General features: G+C 61.4%; 1 pseudogene. It reads right to left on the bottom strand.

The window, feature by feature from the left end:
* Positions 1 to 399 (bottom strand): annotated as a pseudogene (locus tag SB751_RS28400) (aconitate hydratase B); the annotation flags it as partial.

Here is a 399-nt window from a genome sequence, read left to right as displayed (position 1 = left end):
CTTGCCGTAGATGCCGTAGTAGCCTTCTTCGGTCAGTTGGTGAGCGTCCATCTTGGTCGGCGGCGACAGCCACAGACGGGTTGGCAGCTGGCCCTTGACCTGATCCAGCAGTTTACCGGCAGCGCGGAAGTGACCGATGTTGGTCATGCACGAACCGATGAACACTTCGTCGATCTTCTCGCCAGCAACGCTGGACAGCAGACGGGCGTCGTCCGGGTCGTTCGGCGCGCACAGTACCGGCTCGCTGATGTCGGCCAGGTCGATTTCGATGATTTCGGCGTATTCGGCGTCGGCGTCGGCTTCCATCAACTCAGGGTTGGCGATCCAGGCTTCCATCGCTTGAGCGCGACGTTCCAGGGTACGTGCGTCACCGTAGCCTTCGCCGATCATCCAGCGCAG

This window comes from Cupriavidus sp. SIMBA_020 (genome assembly GCF_046535395.1).
GTDB lineage: Bacteria > Pseudomonadota > Gammaproteobacteria > Burkholderiales > Burkholderiaceae > Cupriavidus > Cupriavidus campinensis.
Note: the sequence above shows the minus strand (reverse complement) of the source record. Positions and strands in the feature narration are given on the sequence as shown.